General features: G+C 71.9%; 20 protein-coding genes. 7 read left to right on the top strand and 13 right to left on the bottom strand.

All coding sequences use genetic code 11. The annotated features are described in order from the left end of the window. Positions 1-102 precede the first annotated feature (102 nt). The 7 genes from QEZ54_RS34880 to nadA form a co-directional block, all read right to left on the bottom strand. A complete protein-coding gene (locus tag QEZ54_RS34880) occupies positions 103-708 on the bottom strand; it encodes a response regulator transcription factor (RefSeq protein WP_281309048.1) in 606 nt (201 codons plus the stop codon). A 52-nt stretch (positions 709-760) separates the two neighbouring features. Then, positions 761-1,954, bottom strand: a complete 1,194-nt coding sequence (locus QEZ54_RS34875) for a sensor histidine kinase (RefSeq protein ID WP_281309047.1) — start codon at positions 1,952-1,954, stop codon at positions 761-763. Then, positions 1,951-2,682 (bottom strand): ABC transporter permease, encoded by a 732-nt coding sequence (locus QEZ54_RS34870; protein WP_281309046.1) that lies wholly within the window; start codon positions 2,680-2,682, stop codon positions 1,951-1,953. Before QEZ54_RS34870 ends, QEZ54_RS34875 begins: the two co-directional genes overlap by 4 nt. Next, complete coding sequence (locus tag QEZ54_RS34865; protein ID WP_281309045.1) at positions 2,679-3,581, bottom strand: ABC transporter ATP-binding protein; 903 nt, start codon at positions 3,579-3,581, stop codon at positions 2,679-2,681. Before QEZ54_RS34865 ends, QEZ54_RS34870 begins: the two co-directional genes overlap by 4 nt. 71 nt (positions 3,582-3,652) lie before the next feature. Continuing rightward, positions 3,653-4,285, bottom strand: a complete 633-nt coding sequence (locus QEZ54_RS34860; protein ID WP_281309044.1) for a DUF3043 domain-containing protein — start codon at positions 4,283-4,285, stop codon at positions 3,653-3,655. 143 nt (positions 4,286-4,428) lie between these two features. After that, the gene (gene murA / locus QEZ54_RS34855) at positions 4,429-5,745 is read right to left on the bottom strand and encodes a UDP-N-acetylglucosamine 1-carboxyvinyltransferase (protein ID WP_281309054.1); all 1,317 of its coding nucleotides are present in this window, start codon (positions 5,743-5,745) and stop codon (positions 4,429-4,431) included. A gap of 180 nt (positions 5,746-5,925) precedes the next feature. Continuing rightward, on the bottom strand, positions 5,926-7,080 hold the full coding sequence (gene nadA / locus QEZ54_RS34850; protein WP_281309043.1) for a quinolinate synthase NadA: 1,155 nt from the start codon (positions 7,078-7,080) through the stop codon (positions 5,926-5,928). 107 nt (positions 7,081-7,187) lie between these two features. Between nadA and QEZ54_RS34845 the strand changes: the two genes are divergently transcribed. Continuing rightward, complete coding sequence (locus QEZ54_RS34845) at positions 7,188-8,339, top strand: glycerate kinase (RefSeq protein WP_281309042.1); 1,152 nt, start codon at positions 7,188-7,190, stop codon at positions 8,337-8,339. Positions 8,340-8,424: 85 nt separating this feature from the next. Here QEZ54_RS34845 and QEZ54_RS34840 read toward each other — a convergent pair whose 3' ends face one another. Beyond that, positions 8,425-9,912: an MFS transporter gene (locus QEZ54_RS34840; RefSeq protein WP_281309041.1), complete on the bottom strand. Its 1,488-nt coding sequence runs from the start codon at positions 9,910-9,912 to the stop codon at positions 8,425-8,427. 85 nt (positions 9,913-9,997) lie between these two features. On the opposite strand from QEZ54_RS34840, the gene QEZ54_RS34835 reads away from it, so the two are divergent. The 3 genes from QEZ54_RS34835 (at position 9,998) to QEZ54_RS34825 (ending at position 11,972) form a co-directional block, all read left to right on the top strand. Continuing rightward, positions 9,998-10,384 (top strand): MarR family transcriptional regulator, encoded by a 387-nt coding sequence (locus QEZ54_RS34835; RefSeq protein ID WP_281309040.1) that lies wholly within the window; start codon positions 9,998-10,000, stop codon positions 10,382-10,384. Positions 10,385-10,479: 95 nt separating this feature from the next. Beyond that, positions 10,480-10,827, top strand: a complete 348-nt coding sequence (erpA, locus tag QEZ54_RS34830; RefSeq protein WP_217397895.1) for an iron-sulfur cluster insertion protein ErpA — start codon at positions 10,480-10,482, stop codon at positions 10,825-10,827. Between the two features lie 155 nt (positions 10,828-10,982). Continuing rightward, positions 10,983-11,972: a carbohydrate kinase family protein gene (locus QEZ54_RS34825; protein ID WP_281309039.1), complete on the top strand. Its 990-nt coding sequence runs from the start codon at positions 10,983-10,985 to the stop codon at positions 11,970-11,972. Positions 11,973-12,083: 111 nt separating this feature from the next. Here the strand turns inward: QEZ54_RS34825 and QEZ54_RS34820 are convergent, their stop codons facing one another. Then, positions 12,084-12,320: a sulfurtransferase TusA family protein gene (locus QEZ54_RS34820; protein ID WP_281309038.1), complete on the bottom strand. Its 237-nt coding sequence runs from the start codon at positions 12,318-12,320 to the stop codon at positions 12,084-12,086. 52 nt (positions 12,321-12,372) lie between these two features. After that, positions 12,373-13,509 carry an aminotransferase class V-fold PLP-dependent enzyme gene (locus QEZ54_RS34815; RefSeq protein ID WP_281309053.1) on the bottom strand — a complete coding sequence of 379 codons (1,137 nt, stop codon included), beginning with the start codon at positions 13,507-13,509 and terminating at the stop codon, positions 12,373-12,375. Between the two features lie 274 nt (positions 13,510-13,783). Between QEZ54_RS34815 and coxB the strand changes: the two genes are divergently transcribed. Further along, on the top strand, positions 13,784-14,608 hold the full coding sequence (gene coxB, locus QEZ54_RS34810; RefSeq protein WP_281309052.1) for a cytochrome c oxidase subunit II: 825 nt from the start codon (positions 13,784-13,786) through the stop codon (positions 14,606-14,608). Positions 14,609-14,621: 13 nt separating this feature from the next. Further along, on the top strand, positions 14,622-15,047 hold the full coding sequence (locus tag QEZ54_RS34805; protein WP_281309037.1) for a cytochrome c oxidase subunit 4: 426 nt from the start codon (positions 14,622-14,624) through the stop codon (positions 15,045-15,047). 72 nt (positions 15,048-15,119) lie between these two features. Here the strand turns inward: QEZ54_RS34805 and trpD are convergent, their stop codons facing one another. The 3 genes from trpD to QEZ54_RS34790 form a co-directional block, all read right to left on the bottom strand. Further along, entirely contained in the window at positions 15,120-16,220 is a 1,101-nt protein-coding gene (gene trpD / locus QEZ54_RS34800; RefSeq protein WP_281309036.1) for an anthranilate phosphoribosyltransferase, read from the bottom strand. Between the two features lie 124 nt (positions 16,221-16,344). Next, the gene (locus tag QEZ54_RS34795) at positions 16,345-16,752 is read right to left on the bottom strand and encodes a hypothetical protein (RefSeq protein ID WP_281309035.1); all 408 of its coding nucleotides are present in this window, start codon (positions 16,750-16,752) and stop codon (positions 16,345-16,347) included. 9 nt (positions 16,753-16,761) lie between these two features. Then, positions 16,762-17,691, bottom strand: a complete 930-nt coding sequence (locus tag QEZ54_RS34790; RefSeq protein ID WP_281309051.1) for a cytochrome c oxidase assembly protein — start codon at positions 17,689-17,691, stop codon at positions 16,762-16,764. A 135-nt stretch (positions 17,692-17,826) separates the two neighbouring features. Here QEZ54_RS34790 and QEZ54_RS34785 point away from each other — a divergent pair, with 135 nt between their 5' ends. After that, positions 17,827-18,432 (top strand): heme-copper oxidase subunit III, encoded by a 606-nt coding sequence (locus tag QEZ54_RS34785; RefSeq protein WP_281309034.1) that lies wholly within the window; start codon positions 17,827-17,829, stop codon positions 18,430-18,432. Positions 18,433-18,434: the final 2 nt, after the last annotated feature.

The following is an 18,434-nucleotide window of genomic DNA, read 5'->3' as shown; positions in this document are numbered from 1 at the left end:
CCGCGTCCGCCTTCCGCGTCCGCCTTCCGCGTCCGCCTTCCGCGTCCGCCTTCCGCGTCCGCCAGCGAGGGGAGTCGGTAGGTGGGGACAGGGCGGGAGGGGTCAGAGCCAGCCGGCGGCGCGGGCGGCTTGGACGGCTTCCATGCGGTTGCGGGTGTTGGTCTTGCCGATCGCGGCTGACAGGTAGTTGCGTACCGTGCTCTCGGACAGGTGCAGCCGGGCCGCGAGGTCGGCCACGGTCGCGCCGTCCGCGGCGCTGGCCAGCACCTCGCGTTCGCGCTCGGTCAGCGGGCTCGGCCCGGCCGACAGCGCCGCCGCGGCCAGCGCCGGGTCGATCACGGTCTCGCCCGCCAGCACCCGCCGGATCGCGGCGGCCAGCGACTCGACCGGCCCGTCCTTGACCAGGAACCCGCGCGCCCCCGCGTCCATGGCCCGGCGCAGGTATCCGGGGCGGCCGAAGGTGGTCAGGATGAGCACCCGGCACTGCGGGGCCCGGGTGCGGAGCAGGGCGGCCGCGTCCAGCCCGGACAGGCCGGGCATCTCGATGTCGAGCAGCGCCACGTCGGGGCCGGTGCGCAGGGCGGCGTCCACGACCTCGTCACCGCGTTCGACCTGGGCGACTACTTCCAGGTCGGGCTCCAGGTCGAGCAGGAGCGCGAGCGCGCCGCGCATCATGCCCTGGTCCTCGGCGAGCAGTACGCGGATCATCAGGCCGCCTTCGGCATTACGCGGGTCGTCGGGCCGCCGGGGGAGTGCGGGATCATCGGGCCGCCTCGGGGGCGGTGGCGCGGAGGACGAAGCCGGTGCCGCCGTGGCTGGTGCTCAGGTCGATGACGGCGAGGGCTCCGCCGACCTGGGCGAGGCGTTCGGCCAGGCCGCGCAGGCCGTTGCCGTGGGCGGCGGGGTCGGCCGCGCCGCCGCGGCCGTCGTCGCGGATCTCGAGCTGCCACCGGTCGGGGCGGCTGAGGGCGATGACGCAGGTGTCGGCGCCGCTGTGGCGGATGACGTTGGTGGCGGCCTCGCGTACGACCCAGGCGAACGCGTCGTCGAGGTGCGGCGGCAGCGTCTCGTCGGTGGTCCGGACGGTGGTCTCGATGCCCGCGTCGGCCAGCGCCGCGCCGGCCCCGGTGAGCTCGGCGGCGAAGGCGCGGGTGCGGTAGCCGGTGATGGCCTGGCGTACCTCGGTGAGGGCGGTACGGCCGATCTGCTCGATGTCGGCGGCTTCGCGGGCGGCGGCGGCGGGGTCGCGTTCGGCGAGGCGGCGGACGACCTCGGACTTGACGACGATGACCGACAGGCTGTGGCCGAGCAGGTCGTGCAGGTCGCGGGCGAAGCGCAGGCGCTCCTGCTCGACGGCGGCGCGGGCGAGCTGGTCGCGGGTGGTGCGCAGCTCGCGGACCAGGCGCATGAGGCGGCGTACGACCAGGACGAGGGCGCCGGCCATGACCAGGTTGAAGGCGTTGTCGCCGATCTCGGACCAGTGCTGGCCGTGCAGGTGGCCGACGCCGATGAGCGCCCCGACGCAGCCGACCAGCCACAGGTGGGCCCACGGGGTGGGGTACAGGGCGGCGCCCGCGGCGGCGAGGTACAGGGTGAGGCCGGTCCAGCCGCCGGGCTGGGCGCCGTACGCCAGGGCCAGGGCCAGCCCGAGCGCGGTGAGCAGGCCCAGCATCGCGTGGTCGCGGGGCTTGGGCACGGGGTCGGGGTCGCCGAATCCGCGTACGACCACGGCCAGGTAGAGCGGGATGAAGGCGAGCAGGCCCACGACCGCGAACAGCACCGGGTGGACGTGCCCCGCGACGATGGCGCGGAAGGTGGGCACGAGCGGCCACAGCCAGATGGCGGCGAAGAGCACGCCCCGCCGCATGCCCTGCCGGTGCGCGGTCTGCTCGTCGACGCCCGAGGGCGGGTACGGCACCGCCGTACCCGCCCCGCGCGTGAACAGTCCGATCACTTCTGCGCCGCCGAGCGGCGGTACATCAGGGCGGCCAGGCCGCCGAAGACCACAGCCCAGCCGACCAGGATGGCCACGCCGCCCAGCGGCGGCGCCTTGTCCCCGGCGACCGACCAGCCGAGCTCGGCGTAGCGGTTGCTGGGCAGCCAGGTGGCGATCTTCGCGAGTGCGGCGGGCATCGCCTCGACCGGCACGAACAGGCCGCCGAGGAACGCCAGGCCGAACACGCCGAGCATGCTGGCGGGCTGGATCAGGTTCGGCGGCATCGAGAAGCCGAGGGCCAGGCCGAGCGCCGCGAACGGCAGGCTGCCCAGCCACAGCAGGCCGACCAGGGCGACCCACTGCGGGGCGGACAGTTCGACGCCGTTGCGGGTGGCGGCGATGACGCCGACCGCGGCCACCGAGGGGATCGCCATGATCGAGGCGAGCAGCGCCTTGACCGCGACGACCTGCCCGGGGGTGACGGGGGAGATGCGCAGCTGGCGCAGCCAGCCGGTGGCCCGCTCGTTGGCCACGCCGATGCCGACCGACATCACGCCGACCAGCGCGCCGTACGCCGCCATGCTCACCATCAGGTATGCCGCGACCTGCACCGAGCCGATCCGGTCGGCGGCGCCGGCGCTGCCGGTGCTGATGAAGTAGATGAGCACGGGCAGCACGACCGTGAAGACGATCACACGCGGGTCGCGGATGAGGCGCCGCAGCTCGAAACGCAGGTAGGCGGTCATCGGGCCGGCTCCAACTCGGTCTTGGCGGTGAGGGTGAGGAAGGCTTCTTCGAGTCCGGCGCCGGTGACCTCCAGGTTGGCCACCCGGTGGCCGCCCTCGAACAGGGCGCGGACGGTGACGTCGGAGTCGTCGCAGCGCAGCAGCACGCGCTCGCCGCGGGCCTGGGCGGACACCACGCCGGGCAGGGCGGTGAAGGCGTCGGCGTCCTGACCGGCGCGGTCGAAGCTGACGGTACGGCCGCCGGCCAGCTTCTTGATCTCGGCGCCGCTGCCGTCGGCGACCACCCGGCCCCGGGCGATCACGATGACCCGGTCGGCGAAGTCGTCGGCCTCTTCCAGGTAGTGCGTGGCGAACAGCACGGTGCGGCCGGTGGCGGCGTAGCGCCGCATCGCGGCCCAGAACTGCTGGCGGCTCTCCACGTCCAGCGCGGCGGTGGGCTCGTCCAGGATCAGCAGCTCGGGGTTGCCGGCCAGGGCGAACGCGAAGCGCAGCCGCTGCGACTGGCCGCCGGAGAGCTTGTCCGAGCGGCGGTCGGCGATCGAGGCGACGTCGGCGGTGGCCATGATCTCGTCCAGCGGCAGCGGGTCGCGGTACAGCGCGCGGGCGAGCTGCACCAGCTCGCGTACGGTCGCGCTGGCCGGGAAGCCGGACTCCTGCAGCATCGCGCCGACCCGCCCGGCCCGCACCGCGTCGGCGGGGGAGGTGCCGAACACCTCGACGGTGCCCGCGCTGGGGGTCAGCAGGCCGAGGATCATGCTGATGGTGGTGGACTTGCCGGCGCCGTTGGGGCCCAGCAGGGCCACGGTCTGGCCGCGGGCGATGGACAGGTCCACCCCGTCCACCGCCCGGACCGCGCCGTAGTTCTTCGCGACCGAGGTCAGCCGCACCGCGTCTGTCATGGGGACAACGCTAGGTCCGCGCCGTACCGGCGGGCAGAGCCGCCGATACGGAGTGCGGCAGGACAGATGTCCTAGGCCTTGCCGGGGACGATCGGGTCGCCGATCTTGACCTGGCAGTTGGGCATGCGCATGCGGCGGAAGCTGATCGCGCGCATGATGCCGTAGAAGTACAGCGAGCCCATGCGCTCGTTGCTCTTCGGGAAGTGCTGCTTGACCAGCTTCTTGATCTTGCGGCTCAGGATGAAGCTGTCCACGATCACGGCCAGGCCCAGCCCCAGCCACAGCAGGTTGCCGAACAGCGCCACGCGCGGGTCGCGCCACATCATCAGGAAGAAGATGATCAGCGTGGCGCCGAAGAAGTAGCTGCCGACGTTGCGGCGCGAGTCGACGATGTCGCGGACGAGCCGGCGCACCGGGCCCTTGTCGCGGGGCAGCAGGTGGCGCTCGTCGCCGCTGCGCATGCCCGCCATCGCCTCCTGGCGATCGCTGCGGGCCTGCTCGCGGGCAAGGCGCTTGGCCTCGCGGCGCTCCTCGGGCGTACGCGGCTGCTGCACGGCGGCGACGCGGCGGCGCTGCGAGGTGCGCTTCGGGGTGGCCTTGCCCTTACCGGGCGTATAGGCACGGGGACCCGCCGCCGCCTCGACCTCAGCCTCAGGCTCGGTCACGGCGGGGGCGTCGCTGGATTTACGGGAGAACAACGGCACGCCAGCAAGGGTACAGCGGCATCCGGGGATGGTGACACGGCGTCACGCGCGCCGCCCTCCCTCGGAATGTCACAGGTCACAAGAGTTGGGAAGGGGCCCTTCTACATCGCAGAGCGATAAGAAGGGCCCCTTCCTTACGTCTGTCAGCGGGAGACGGTGGCGCCGAGACCGGCGAGCTTGGCCTCGAAGTCCTCGTAGCCCCGGTTGATCAGGTCGACCCCGTGCACCCGCGAGGTGCCCTCGGCGGCCAGCGCCGCGATCAGATGGCTGAACCCCGCCCGCAGGTCCGGGATGACCAGGTCGGTGGCGTGCAGCTTGGCCGGGCCGGCGATGACGGCCGAGTGCCGGAAGCCGCGGCGGCCGAACCGGCACGGCGTGCCGCCCAGGCACTCCTGGTACACCTGGATGTTCGCGCCCATCTGGTTCAGCGCGCTGGTGTAGCCGAAGCGCTTCTCGTACACCGTCTCGTGCACCACCGACAGGCCGTTGGCCTGGGTCAGCGCCACGACCAGCGGCTGCTGCCAGTCGGTCATGAAGCCGGGGTGCACGTCGGTCTCCAGCGCCACCGCGCGCAGGTCGCCGCCCGGGTGCCAGAACCGGATGCCGCCCGCGACCGGGTTGTCGTCGATCTCGAACTGGCCGCCGATGCTGCGGAACACGTTCAGGAACGTGGTCATGTCGGCCTGGCGGGCGCCGCGGACCAGGATGTCGCCGCGGGTGGCCAGCGCGGCCGAGGCCCAGCTCGCCGCCTCGATCCGGTCGGGGATGGGCCGGTGCGAGAAGCCGCCGAGGTGCGGCACGCCCTCGATCTCGATCACCCGGTTGGTGTGCACCTTGATGATCGCGCCCATCTTCTGCAGGATGCAGATCAGGTCGATGATCTCGGGCTCCACCGCCGCGTTGCTCAGCTCGGTGACGCCCTCGGCGCGTACGGCGGTGAGCAGGATCTGCTCGGTGGCGCCGACCGACGGGTAGTTCAGCTCGTACTTGATGCCGTGCAGGCCGTCCGGGGCGGACAGGTGCAGGCCCTCGGGGGTCTTCTCGACCACGGCACCGAAGCGGCGCAGCGCCTCCAGGTGGTAGTCGATCGGGCGCGGGCCGATGTGGCAGCCGCCCAGGTCGGGGATGAACGCGTGGCCGAGCCGGTGCAGCAGCGGGCCGCAGAGCAGGATCGGGATGCGGCTGGACCCGGCGTGCACGTTGATCTCGTCGATGCCGGCCCGCTCGACGTTGGACGGGTCGAAGCGCAGCTCGCCGTCCAGCTCGCCGTTGCTGACCTTGACGCCGTGCAGCTCCAGCAGGCCGCGCACGATCTCGACGTCGCGGATGCGCGGCACGTCGTACATCACGCTCGGCGACTCGCCCAGGACCGTGGCCACCATCGCCTTCGACACGAGGTTCTTGGCCCCGCGGACCCGGACTTCACCCTGCAGCGGGTTTCCGCCGGTGACGACGAGCATGTCCGACAAGGCAGACCTCCTGGGTCGAGATTCGGGCCGGGCAGCAACTCTACGGCGGGGCCTGGTGGGCAACCACGGCAGCATAGCGCTGAGTGATGTGTGACGGAATACACGCGAAGCTTAAACAAGTACGAGCGCCGCTAATCGGACACGACGCTCGTACAGAGAGTGACAGATCGCCTACGGCAGGGCCAGCATCTGGTCCAGTGCCACCCGGGCGTGGTGCGCGGTGTCCGGATCGACCGTGATCTGGTTCGGCACCCGGCCCGCGACCAGCTCCTCCAGCGCCCACACCAGGTGCGGCAGGTCGATGCGGTTCATGGTCGAGCAGTAGCAGACCGTCTTCTCCAGGAACATGACCTGCTTGTCCGGGTGCTGCCCGGCCAGGCGGCGCACCAGGTTCAGCTCGGTGCCCACGGCCCACTTCGAGCCGGGCTCGGCCGCGTCCAGCGTCTTGATGATGTACTCCGTCGAGCCGACGTAGTCGGCCGCGGTCACCACGTCGTGGCGGCACTCCGGGTGCACCAGGATGTTGACGCCCGGCACCTGCTCGCGCATCGCCACCACGTTCTCGTACGTGAAGCGCCCGTGCACCGAGCAGTGCCCGCGCCACAGGATCATCTTCGCGTCGCGCAGCTGCTGGTCGGTCAGGCCGCCGTTTGGCTTGTGCGGGTCGTAGAGCACGCAGTCGTCCAGCGAGTAGCCCATCTCCAGCACGGCGGTGTTGCGCCCCAGGTGCTGGTCGGGCAGGAACAGGACCTTCTCGCCCTGCTCGAACGCCCAGTCCAGCGCCCGCTTGGCGTTGGACGAGGTGCACACCACGCCGCCGTTGCGCCCCACGAACCCCTTGATGTCGGCCGAGGAGTTCATGTAGGTGACGGGCACCGTCGACCCGGCGATGCCGAGGTCGCTGAGCAGGTCCCAGCACTGCTCGACCTGCTCCAGCACCGCCATGTCCGCCATCGAGCAGCCCGCCGCGAGATCCGGCAGCACCACCTTCTGCGCGTCGGAGGTCAGGATGTCGGCCGACTCGGCCATGAAGTGCACGCCGCAGAAGACGATGAACTCCGCGTCGGGGCGCGCCGCCGCCTCGCGGGCCAGCTTGAACGAGTCGCCCGTCACGTCGGCGAACTGGATGACCTCGTCGCGCTGGTAGTGGTGCCCCAGCACGAAGACGCGGTCGCCCAGCGCAGCCTTGGCCGCGCGGGCCCGTTCGACCAGGCCGGGGTCGCTGGGCGCGGGCAGGTCGCCCGGGCAGTCGACGCCGCGCTCGGAGTCGGGATCGACGCCGCGACCGAGCAGTAACAGCACAGGGGCCGAGGTTGATGCAGTCACGCCTCCATAGTCGCACCAACCACACCCGTCCTCACCGCCCGCAACCCTGTGGCCTGCCCCACGGTGTCGGGGCGCGGGCCGGGAAAGCGCTTTACTACTGTGCTGCCATGCGCGTGCTGATCTGTCCCGACAAGTTCGCCGGCACCCTGAGCGCGGTCGAGGCCGCCGCCGCGGTCGCCGAAGGCTGGCACCAGACCGCCCCCGGCGACGAACTCATCTGCCGCCCGATCGCCGACGGCGGCCCCGGCTTCGTCGAGGTGCTGCACGCCTCCGTCGGCGGCGAACTGGTCGAGGTCGCCGCCACCGACCCGCTGGGCCGCCCGGCCACCGGCTCGGTGCTGCTGGTCGACGGCCCGGCCGGGCCCACCGCGTACGTCGAGAGCGCGCAGGCCTGCGGCCTGCACCTGGTCGACCCGGCCGACCGCGACCCCAAGACCACCTCCTCGTACGGCCTCGGCGCGCTCATCCTGACCGCCGTCGACCGGGGCGCCGTCCGCGTCGTGGTCGGCCTCGGCGGCTCGGCCACCAACGACGGCGGCGCCGGGCTGCTGGCCGCCCTCGGCGCGGTCGGCCTGGCCGCCGACGGCACCCCGCTGGCCCCCGGCGGCGCCGCCCTGGCCGAGTGCGCGTCGCTGGCTGTCGACGCGACCCCGCTGCGCTCGGCCGCCACCGGGGCCGCGATCGAGCTGATCGCCGCGACCGACGTGGACAACCCGCTGACCGGGCTGCATGGCGCCTCGGCCGTGTACGGCCCGCAGAAGGGCGCCACCCCCGCCGACGTCACCCTGCTCGACGCGGCCCTGGCCCAGTGGGCGCAGGTGCTCGGACGCGACCTGCCCGGCTGCCCGGCCGGGCTCGCCGACCTGCCCGGCGCCGGTGCGGCGGGCGGGCTGGGCGCGGCGCTGCTGGCCCTCGGCGGCCGGGTCGCCTCCGGCATCGACCTGGTCCGCGAGCTGACCGGCCTGGACGAGGTGATCGAGGAGGCGGACCTGCTGATCACCGGCGAGGGCTCGTTCGACCACCAGTCGCTGCGGGGCAAGGCCATCTCGGGCCTCGCCGGGGCCGCCCGCGACCTGGGCATCCCGTGCGTGGTGCTGGCGGGCCGGGTCACCACGGGCCGCCGCGAGCAGGGCGTGGCCGGGGTGACCGAGGCGTACGCCCTGGTCGACCACTTCGGCGACGTCGCGACGGCCCTGGCCGAACCCGCCCGCGGCCTGCGTGAACTCGCCGCCCGCCTCGCCCGCCAGTGGTCCCGCTGACCCCAGCGGGGTCAAGTTGCCGGGCAGTCGGGGGTATGCAACGTTGCATACCCCCGACTGCCCGGCAACTCAGATGATCTAGACCTCAGATCACGTCGAGGGCGGCCTGTTCGGTACGGGCCGCGGTGCGCCCCCGCAGCACCGCGGCGAGCAGCCCGAGCAGGGAGATCACGGTCACCAGGCCGATCGCGACCGGGAAGGTGCCGGGCAGGTGGCCGGCGGTGATGCTGTCCTCGCCGACGACCGCAGTGGTGGCCGCGAGCGCGATCGCGCCGCCGACCTGCAGCGAGGTCTGCACCAGGCCGGAGGCCAGGCCCTGCTCGTCGTCGGCGATGCCGCTGGTGGCCTGGACGTTCAGGGCGGAGAAGGTGAGCGCGAAGCCCGCGCCGAGCAGCACCGCCGTGGGCAGGATCACGCCTGCCACGTCGGGCTGGGCGTCGGCCCGCAGGAACAGGGCGTACGCGGCGACGAAGGCGAGCATGCCGGTGGCGATGAGCCGCCGGGTGCCGTACCGGGTGATCAGGGCTCCGGCGACGGAGCCGGAGGTGGCCACGATCAGGCCGGTGGGCAGCAGCGACAGCGCCATCTGCAGCGGTGACCAGCCGAGCACGCGCTGCAGGTAGAGCCCGAACACGAACTGGAAGCTGAGGTAGCCGCCGCTGACCGCCATCGCGGTCAGGTTCGCCCGGACCAGGTTGCGGTTGGTGAAGACGCCCAGCCGCACCAGCGGGTGCGCCACCCGGCGCTCGATGGTGAGGAACGCGGCGGCCAGGGCCGCGACCAGCAGCAGCGAGCCGACGGTACGGAGGCTGAGCCAGCCCGCGGCCGGCGCGTTGACCACCGTGAACACCAGCAGGAGCAGCGCGGCGGTGGAGGTGGCCGCGCCGAGCAGGTCCTGCCGCCCCGGCGCCCGGTGCGCGTTCTTCGGAATCAGCTTGATGCCTGCGACCAGCGCGATCAGGGCCAGCGGGGCGGGCAGCAGGAAGGTGACCCGCCAGTCGATCTGGGTGAGCAGGCCGCCGAGGATCAGGCCGGAGGAGAAGCCGCTGGCGCCGAAGACGGTGTAGATGCCCAGCGCCCGGTTGCGGACCGGGCCCTCGGGGAAGGTCGTGGTCAGGATGGACAGCCCGGCGGGGGCGGTGAAGGCGGCGGCCAGGCCCTTGACGAAGCGGCTGGCGATGAGCAGCGCGCTGCTGTCGACCAGCCCGCCGATCACCGAGGCGCCCGCGAAGACGGCCAGCGCCACCAGCAGCACCCGGCGCCGGCCGAGCAGGTCGGCGGTGCGCCCGCCGAGCAGCAGCAGCCCGCCGTACCCGAGGACGTAGCCGCTGACGATCCACTGCAGCGAGGTGGTGGACAGGCCCAGGTCGGCCTGGATCGCGGGCAGGGCCACGCCGACCATCGAGATGTCCAGGCCGTCGAGGAACAGCACGGCGCACAGCACCAGCAGCGTGCCCCAGAGGCGGGCGGTCCACCGCGCCGGGTCGGCCACGTCGCCGGTGCGCTGCGGATCGTCGGGGGTCGCGGGGGTACGGGGTGTGTCGGTCGACGCGAACGTCGTGGTGGAAGCCATGCGCCGTACACTAGATGCATGTGCATTGAATGCACAAGCATTAAATGTTTGTGCATTTTGTGTGCGCGCATGCTAAGCTGCCCGGGTGGCTGAAAACGCGATCGACGTGCACGAGTGGCGGGACCTGTCCCGTCGCTACGCGGCGCTGTCGTGCGCGTTGGAGAACGCGCTCAAGGACGGCCACGGGCTGGGCATGAGCGAGTTCGAGGTGCTCGACCGGCTCGCCGAGGCCGACCACGAGAGCCTGCGCATGCAGGAGCTCGGCAGCAGCGTGCACCTCAGCCAGAGCGCGCTGTCGCGCACGGTGGCCCGGCTGGAGAAGGAGGGGCTGGTCGAGCGGTGCCTGTGCGCCGAGGACCGGCGCGGGGTGTTCGTGCGGCTCAACGACGCCGGCCGCGAGCGCCACGCCCAGGCCCGACCGACCCAGCGGGCCGTGATCAGCGCCACTCTGACGCCTGCCGCCCCGCGCTGACGGGCGGCGACCGTGAGGCGGGATAGGGAATCAACCCGCCCCGCGCTAGCGTTACCTCGAAGGATTATCCGCACTTCACGCTTGGGGAGCACCACGTGACGACGCCCGACATCAAGACGGACGGCATCAACCTCACCGAGGTCGCGGCCGCGAAGGTCAAGGCCCTGCTGGAGCAGGAGGGTCGTGACGACCTCCGGTTGCGGGTCGCCGTGCAGCCGGGCGGCTGCTCGGGGCTGCGCTACCAGCTCTTCTTCGACGAGCGCTCGCTCGACGGGGACATCGTCAAGGAGTTCGGCGGCGTCGAGGTCGTGGTCGACCGCATGAGCGCCCCGTACCTCACCGGCGCCACGGTCGACTTCGCGGACCGCATCGACGCCCAGGGTTTCACCATCGACAACCCGAACGCGGGCGGCTCCTGCGCCTGCGGCGACTCGTTCCACTGAGCCGGAGGCTCAGGGGGAAGCGAAGGCTCCGTCACTGAGACCGGTCTCGACTGAGATCAGCAACACGCAGCGGCACTCGACAACACGCGAGTGCCGCTGTTTCGTGTCCGGCCGTTAGGCTTTGCGGGCCCGTCCCCGCCGACCTGAGGTCAGTCATGAACAAGCTGTGCGTTACCGGATCCATCGCGACAGATCACCTGATGCACTTTCCGGGCCGCTTCGCGGACCAGCTCATCGCTGACCAGCTCGACAAGGTCTCGCTGTCGTTCCTCGTCGACGACCTGGTGATCCGGCGCGGCGGCGTGGCCGCCAACATCGCCTTCGGCCTGGGGCAGCTCGGCCTGCGGCCCGCTCTGGTCGGCGCGGTCGGCGCGGACTTCGCCGACTACCGCTCGTGGTTGGAGCGCCACGGCGTCGACTGTGACTCGGTGCACGTCAGTGAGGTGGCACACACCGCCCGCTTCGTCTGCACCACCGACGAGGACCTGTGCCAGGTCGCTTCGTTCTACGCCGGTGCCATGAGCGAGGCGCGCAACATCGAGCTCAAGCCGGTCAGCGACCGCCTCGACGGGCTCGACCTGGTCATCATCAGCGCCAACGACCCGGTGGCGATGGTGCGCCACTCGCAGGAGTGCCGCGCGCGGGGTTACGCGTTCGCCGCCGACCCGTCGCAGCAGCTGGCCCGGATGGGCGGCGAGGAGGTGCTGCAGCTCATCGAGGGCGCGCAGTACCTCCTGACGAACGAGTACGAGAACTCGCTGCTGGAGCAGAAGACCGGCCTCACCTCGGAGCAGGTGCTCGACCGGGTGCGGATCCGGGTGACCACGCTCGGCAAGAACGGCGTCGTGGTCACCGGCCGCGAGATCGGCACGATCCGGGTGCCGGTGGCGCGCGAGATCCAGGCGTACGACCCCACCGGCGTCGGCGACGGCTTCCGCGCGGGCTTCTTCGCCGCCCTGTCCTGGGGCCTGGGCCTGGAGCGGGCCGCCCAGACCGGCGCCCTGGTGGCGACCCTGGTCCTGGAGACCGTCGGCACCCAGGAGTACGAGATCGACCCCGACAACTTCCTCAAGCGCCTCGCCGAGTCCTACGGCGAAGCCGCCGCCGCCGACGTCCGCCCGCACCTGGCCGGCGCCACCCTCTGACGTCAGCTGCTCCGACAGTTTCGGGGAAGGTGCTGGAATCGACGCCAAGATTCCTGCACCTTCCCCGAAACCGCACCCCGGCGACGGCGACGGCGACGGCGCGGGCGGTGGTCAGCTGACGCGGCGGACGTCGTAGGCGGGGGAGCCGTCGACGGAGACTCCGCCCAGGTACTGCTGGGCGCGCATGCGGCACCAGGCGGGAATGTCCACGGCGGCCGCGGGGTCGTCGGCGAGTACCCGGATCACGGCGCCGACCGGGATGGACGGGAAGCGCCGGGCCAGCGCGATCACCGGCAGCGGGCAGCGCTGGCCGAGGCAGTCGAGCGTCTCCAGCGGTTCGGTGCTCACGGTGCCTCCGGGGTTCGTGCCTGCGGGCCTCGCCCCGCCGCGTCCTCGCACTTCACAGTCCGACCTCCGCGCGCAGGTCCGCGACGATCCCGGGCAGCTCGGCCAGGAAGCGGTCGACCTGGGCGGCGGTGGTGCCGCGGTGCAGGGAGAGCCGTACGTTGCCGTGCGTGAGCACGCCCATGGCGGCCAGCACATGGCTGGGCACCAGGGTGGACGACGTGCAGGCCGAGCCGGAGGAGACCGCGAAGCCGCGCCGGTCCAGCGCGGTGAGCAGCGCCTCGCCGTCGACGTACAGGCAGGAGAAGGTCACCACGTGCGGCAGCCGGTCGACCGGGTCGCCGACGATCTCCACGTCGGGCACGGTCGCCGCGACGGTGGCCCGCACCCGTTCGACCAGGGCGGACAGGCGGGCGGCCTCGGCGGCCGACTCGGTGTGCGCGGCGTGCAGCGAGGCCGCGGCGGCCACGATCGCGGGCAGGTCCGGAGCGCCCACGGCCCGGCCGGTCTCCCGGTCGTCGGCCGGGTACGGCGACACCCAGCGGGTGCCCTTGCGCAGCACCAGCAGGCCCACTCCGGCCGGGCCGCCCCACTTGCGGGCGCTGCCGGTGAGCAGCTGCCAGCCGCCGGGCACCGGCACCCGGCCCAGCGACACGGCCGCGTCCACCAGCAGCGGGACCCCGGTGGCGGCGCACGCCGCGGCGGCTTCGGCCACCGGCTGCACCGTGCCGACCTCGTGACTGGCGCTGATCAGGCAGGCCAGCGCGGTGCCGGGCGCGGCGACCGCCGCGCGCCACGCGTCCAGATCGGCCCGGCCGAGCAGGTCGACCGGCACTTCCACCTCGGCGCCGCCCGCCGACACGTGGCGCTGCCCGGCGTGCAGCACGGCCGAGTGCTCGATCGCGGAGCGGACCAGGGTCGTGCCGGCGCGGCGGCGTCCGGCCAGTCCACCCAGGACGGCGGCGTGCACGGCGGCGGTGCCGCTGGCGGTGAAAGCGACCTCGTCCGGGCGTACCCCCAGCACCTCGGCGACCGCGGCCCGCGCCGCGTCCAGCAGCCGGCGCGCCCGGCGGGCCTGCGTGTAGAGCTTGCCCGGGTCCGCCCAGCCGTCGTCGAGGGCCGCGAGCAGCGCTTCTCTGGCCACCGGGTGCAGCGGCGCGGCGGTGGCGGCATCGAAGTACGCCGCCGACACGTCCTCGTCGCGGTCGATAGGCCCAACCTGCCGGGGATCTGCCACCCTCCGACGGTATCGTGATCTAGCGGTGGCGGCTCGCGCCGCCGTCGGTCAACCCGCGGACACGCCGGTTTACCGGGCCGACCCCAGGCCCGGCCGGAGGCCCTGGGTCGAGTACTCTGCGACCGTCGGTCACGCCCTCATCGGTGCGTCCGAAGGTGGCGCTGCTAGTAGGAGGCAGGAGCAGGTGGTGGCAACACGAGCCCGCAGACGAGCCGTCGGCCTGAGCGCGATGTCGGTCGTCGCGGTGACACTGCTCGGTGGATGTGACGTCGGTTCGGCATTCGGCGGCTTCGGCTGGCCGCAGGGCGGAATCACCGAGCAGTCGCAGCGCATGTATGACCTGTGGATCGCCTCCGTGGTCGCCGCCCTGCTGGTGGGCGTCTTCGTCTGGGGCCTCATCTTCTGGTGCATCGGCATGTACCGCAAGGGCAAGGTCGGCTCGGAGCTGCCCACGCAGACCCGGTTCAACCTGCCGATCGAGATCCTGTACACGGTGCTGCCGTTCCTGGTGATCTCGGTGCTGTTCTACTACACGGCCGTGATCCAGACCGACGTGAACAAGGTGTCGGCCAACCCCGACGTCACCGTCGACGTGGTCGCGTTCAAGTGGAACTGGCAGTTCAACTACCCCGAGGGCAACGACGTCGGCGCGCCGGTGGTGGAGAGCACGGTCGGTGACAGCAGCTACATCCCGATCGTGGTCATCCCGATCAACCGGACCGTGCGGTTCCGCGAGCACAGCCAGGACGTCATCCACTCGTTCTGGGTGCCGGAGCTGCTGTTCAAGCGCGACGTCTTCCCGGGCAACGTCTACAACGAGTTCCAGGTGACGGCGACGAAGGAAGGCCACTACGTCGGCCGCTGCGCCGAACTCTGCGGCACCTACCACTCGATGATGAACTTCGAGCTGCGCGCGGTGACCCCGGAGAAGTTCGCGCAGTACGTCGCCGCGCTCAAGGCGGGCAAGACCACCCCGCAGGCGCTGGAGGCGATCGGCGAGAAGCCGTACGCCACCACCACCACGCCGTTCCCGACCAAGCGTGACGCGGAATAAGGGCTGAGCAACCATGAAGACGGAATACCGGATCTTTCTCGGCGTCTCGCTGTTCCTGATCGTCGCCGCGGTGGTCTACGGCTGGTGGACCGACCACACCATGGGCGGCATCGAGTGGATCGGCACCGCCGCGCTGGTGATGTCGACGCTGCTGTGCCTGATGTGCGGCGGCTACTTCTGGTTCGTGTCGCGCCGCATCGACCCGCGCCCGGAGGACCGGCTCGACGCCGAGATCGCCGACGGCGCCGGTGAGCTGGGCTTCTTCAGCCCGGGCAGCTACTGGCCGTTCGGCATCGCGCTGTCGGCGCTGATCGCCTCGCTCGGCCTGGTGTTCTGGATGTGGTGGCTGATCGCGCTGGGCATCATCTGCGTGCTGCTGTCGGCCTCGGCGCTGCTGTTCGAGTACTACACCGGCACCCGCCGCACCGCGGAGCACTGAGGACATACGGATGAGCGGCCCGGCTCCCCTGGGGGAGCCGGGCCGCTTCGCGTTCCGGGTGTGCGGTGAATCTCAGGCGGCCGAGTACTTGGCCTCGGTCGCGGCGTTGATCCAGCGGTCCAGGGTGCTCGCGGCGGCGCCGGAATCCACCGCCGCGGCGGCGCGCTCCAGATTGCCGCGTACGGCCTGGGCCAGCTCGGCGGCGATGGTGTCCGGATCGGCCGGACCCAGGTCCTGCTGGGCCCAGTCGTGCGCGGTCAGCGCCACGGCCGTGTTGCCCAGCACCGCGTCGCGGACCGGACCCGTCTCGCCCGCGAGCAGCCGCCGGACCACCTCGGCGTTGTAGGACACGTCCCCGCCGCTGAGGTCGCCGGCGACCGACCGGGGCACCCCGACCTCGGCCAGGTCCAGCACCAGAGGGGTCACCCGCCCGCCACGAGCCAGCCAGAGCCGCGTGGGGGCCGCGGTGGTGATCTCATCGAGGCCGTCCTCGCCGCGGGCCACCAGGACCGTGTCACCGCGCTCGGCGAAGACCTCGGCCATCACCGGCGCCATGCGTACGTCCGCGCAGCCGACCACGGCCGAGCGGGGCCGGGCCGGGTTGGTCAGCGGGCCGAGGAAGTTGAACGCGGTCGGCACGCCCAGCTCGCGGCGGGGGGCGCCGGCGTGGCGCATGCCCGGGTGGAACCGGGCGGCGAAGCAGAATCCGATGCCGACCTCGTCGGCCACCGCGGCGACCTGCTCGGGGCCGAGATCGAGCGGGATGCCGAGGAACTCCAGCACGTCGGCGGTGCCGCAGGACGACGAGGCGGCGCGGTTGCCGTGCTTGACCACGCGCGCGCCCGCGCCCGCGGCCACGATCGCGGTCATCGTGGAGATGTTGACGGTGTGGGCCTGGTCGCCGCCGGTGCCGACGACGTCGAGCGAGGCCAGGCGCTGCGCGTCGGTCTGCGGCATCGGGGCCGAGGCCGCCAGCATCGCCGCGACCAGGCCGCGCATCTCGCTGGGGGTCTCGCCCTTGGCCCGCAGCAGCAGCGCGAACCCGGCGATCTGGGCGGGCGTGGCCGCGCCGTCCATCACCTCGCCCATGGCCCAGGCGGTTTCGTCGGGGGTCAGCTCCTCCCGGCGCAGCAGCGCGCCGAGCAGTCGTGGCCAGGTGTGCTGATCGCCCATGAGGGCCTCCCGTGACAGGGGCGCCCGCCGCCGCGGCCGTCCCGTGCCGTCTGCGCGCTTGGCGGCGGCACGGGCGGTCGCGACCGCGGGCTCGGCGGTTGGAGGGGCGTGGCGCGCCCTCGGATCAGGCCGTGACGACCTGGTCCTGCGCCACTTCGCGGTGCAGGATGTCGGCGATGGCGCGACCGGTCTCGATCGGGTCGAGCGGGTGCACCAGGGTCACGTCGACCCGCGCGTACGCGGCGAGCCAGCGGTCGGCGGCTCGGGCGATCACGACGCAGGTGGGCGGGCAGTCGTCGATCTCGTCCTTGAGCTGACGCGCCACGCCCAGGCCACCGCCGGGGCTCGCTTCGCCGTCCAGCACCAGCAGGTCGATCTCGTAGTCGTCCACGAGCTTGACGCACTCGCCGTAGCTGGACGCCTCGACGAACTCGACGGTCAGGTCCTGAGCGGGGTGCTCGCCGATGGCCAGCCGCATCCGGTCGCGGACCGTGGCGTCGTCGCTGTAGAGCAGGACGGTCTTGGTACTCATGGGCACATCCTAGAGGTTGGCGTGATCGAGCGGTTGCGCGGAGCGTGCGGCGGCGGCGAGCGCCTCCTGGCGGTCGAGTTGGCGGTCGACGCGGGCCGCCTCCAGCCGCGACTGGCGGATCCACTGGGCCACCAGGATGCCGAGCATGGTGACCGAGACGAGTTCGCCGCCGGCCCACAGCACCCCGCCCGCGGTGACCTGGTCGTCCCACGGGTCGACCCAGCTCAGCCCGAGCGACGGGTACCAGTCGCCGCCGAGCAGGGTGGTGGACTGCATGATGGTGAGCCCGAGAACTGTGTGGAACGGCACGCTCAGCAGCATCAGCAGCGCCCGCGCCGGGTACGGCCAGCGGCCGGGCAGCGGGTCGCGCCCCAGCAGCGGCCAGAAGAACAGGCAGCCGGTGGCGATGAAGTGCGCGTGCATCACCTCGTGCAGCCACTCGTGCCGCAGGGTCAGCTCGTACAGGCTGGTGAAGTACAGCGCGAACGGGTTGGCGATGAAGATCGCGAACGCGGTCAGCGGGAACGCCAGCACCGCGGCGACGCGGCTGTGCAGCACCGCCAGCAGCACCCGGCGGGGGCGGGGCGGCAGCGTGCGCAGGGCGAGGCTGACCGGGGCGCCCAGCGCCAGGAAGATCGGGGCGACCATGGACAGCGTCATGTGCTGCACCATGTGCACGCTCAGCAGGGTGGTGTCGTACGAGCCGAAGCCGGTGACGGAGACCACGGCGATGAGTGCCAGGCCGCCGAGGAAGGCCAGCGTGCGCCCGATCGGCCAGCGGTCGCCGCGGCGGCGCAGGGTGTGCGTGCCGTACAGGTACAGCGCCGCGGCCAGCACCAGACCCACCGCGAGCCACGAGTCGAGCCGGGTCTGCGTGAAGACCGCGGTGAGGCCGAACGGCGGCACCGGGTCGCCGGAGATCGCAACGGCCGAGGTCAGCGGGCTGAAATGATCGACAGGGGGCACGGATCGAGGCTAGACCGTGGCGGCGGACACGCCGGGGCCGGGCCACGACACGCCGCCAACCAGGCACCCCGACGCTCGCCGATGCAGGTCGGGGGCAATAATGACCGCGTGACTGCCGCCTCAGCCATCGACAAGAGCAGGATCCACTCCCTGACCAGGCCGAACATGGTCAGCGTCGGGACGATCGTGTGGCTCTCCAGCGAACTCATGTTCTTCGCGGCGCTGTTCGCGATGTTCTTCGCCATCCGCGCAGCGGATTACAGCCAGTGGGAGAAGCACTTCCACGTGCTGAATCTGCCCTACGCGCTGTTCTTCACGACGATCCTGGTGCTGTCTTCCATCACCTGTCAGATCGGCGTGCTGCGCGCGGAGCGCGGCGACGTGTACGGCCTGCGGTTCTGGTTCACCATCACGTTCCTGATGGGTCTGACCTTCGTGCTGGGCCAGGTGAACGAGTACATCAACCTCGTCCACGAGGGCATCAAGATCAACGCTGACGGCTACGGCTCGATGTTCTACCTCACGACGGGCTTCCACGGCCTGCACGTGACGGGCGGTCTGATCGCCTTCATCATCTACCTGATCCGCACCACCATGGGCCGGTTCACCCCGGCGCAGGCGACCTCGGCGATCGTCGTGTCGTACTACTGGCACTTCGTCGACGTGGTCTGGGTCGGCCTCTTCTTCATGATCTACCTGCTGGAGCGGATGTGAGC

Source organism: Catellatospora sp. KI3 (assembly GCF_029948125.1).
Lineage (GTDB): Bacteria > Actinomycetota > Actinomycetes > Mycobacteriales > Micromonosporaceae > Catellatospora.
Note: the sequence above shows the minus strand (reverse complement) of the source record. Positions and strands in the feature narration are given on the sequence as shown.